Origin of the sequence: Aquibacillus sediminis (assembly GCF_005870085.1) — a bacterium.
Taxonomy (GTDB): domain Bacteria; phylum Bacillota; class Bacilli; order Bacillales; family Amphibacillaceae; genus Aquibacillus_E; species Aquibacillus_E sediminis.
Genome location: NZ_SZNM01000062.1, coordinates 1 through 1,469 on the forward strand (window position 1 = coordinate 1; position 1,469 = coordinate 1,469).

1 protein-coding gene is annotated in these 1,469 nt (G+C 33.8%); it reads left to right on the top strand.

Annotation, left to right across the window (positions count from 1 at the left end):
• The first annotated feature begins 100 nt into the window (after positions 1 to 100).
• Complete coding sequence (locus tag FCI53_RS21140) at positions 101 to 1,429, top strand: IS3 family transposase (protein ID WP_138420940.1); 1,329 nt, start codon at positions 101 to 103, stop codon at positions 1,427 to 1,429.
• Positions 1,430 to 1,469 lie beyond the last annotated feature (40 nt).

The window sequence follows — 1,469 nt, forward strand, 5'->3', positions numbered from 1 at the left end:
TAAAATGGTACCTGTAGTTAGGACACTTGAAAAAGAGTGTTTAAACTACAGGTATTTTTTTATATACTTAAGTTTCAAGATATGGGGAAAAGAGGACAACATGAGTAAAATAACATTTTCAACTAGAGAGATTAAAATACTTCAAAGAAATCCAAATGTACAACGTGTAAGTGAACGGGCAATCACATATACTGATGCCTTTAAAAATAAATTTTTAGATGAGTATTTAACTGGCAAGATGCCTAGACAGATATTTATGGAAAATGGTTTTGATGTTGATGTTATAGGTTTAAAGCGAATTGAACAATCAGCTTATAGGTGGAAGAAAGCTTACGAAAAGAATGGATTAATTGGGCTTACTGATTCCAGGAAAACTGGTTCAGGTAGCCCTCTGAAGCGTGAACTTTCACCATCGGAAGTTATTGAAAGACAAGAAGCAAGAATTAAGTTACTGGAGGGGCAAGTAGAGCTATTAAAAAAGCTAGAAGTGACAGAAAGGAGGCTGTTAAACGCAAGCGCAAATTTAAATCCGAGTAGCGTGTATCAGCTGATTCATGAAACCATCAAACAGAATAAATTTAAACGCATGACTAAATATTTTTGTGATCTTTTAGATGTCTCTCGTTCTGGATATTATAGCTACTTAAAAGCCTCTGCTAGCCGGGAATCCAGAGAAAAATTGGATATAGAAGTGAAAGAAATTATATTGAAAGCTTTTAATCGAAGAGGATATAAGAAAGGCTCACGTTCCATTAAAATGATATTGGAGAATGAATATAACCTTATCTTCAGTCGTAAAAAGATACAAAGAATTATGAAGAAGTATGGTATTGTTTGCCCTCATAGAAGGTCAAACCCTTACAAAAAAATCGCTAAAGCAACAAAAGAACATCAGGTTGTTCCAAACAAGTTGAATAGAGAATTTAAGCAAGGTGTTCCAGGAAAAGTTTTACTAACAGACATCACTTATTTGCCATATAACGGTAATAGTATGGCTTATTTGTCGACTATAAAAGATTCCTCCACAAACCAAATCCTAGCTTATCATGTTTCTGATCGTATTACATTAGACATCGCAACGAAAACGATCCATAAGTTAATCAACAATAAGAAAGTTTCTTTACATAAAGATGCCTTTATCCATTCAGATCAAGGAAGCCATTACACAAGCCCGAGGTATCAAAAGCTATTAAAGAAATATGGCTTAGGTCAATCTATGTCACGAAGAGGGAACTGTTGGGATAACGCTCCACAGGAATCTTTCTTTGGTCATTTGAAAGATGAAGTTGATTATAAATCAGCTAGAACTTTAAAAGAATTAAAATCAAAAATAAATCACTATATGGTTTACTATAACAATTATCGATATCAATGGAACTTAAAAAAGATGACCCCTATCCAATATAGGAATCATCTTCAAGTAGCTTAATCTCTTTTTTCATAGTGTCCTTGACACGGGTGCCAGTTTA

Coding starts and splice junctions, on each gene's coding strand:
- FCI53_RS21140 (WP_138420940.1), top strand. CDS start 101: ATGAGTAAAATAACATTTTCAACTAGAGAGATTAAAATACTTCAAAGA.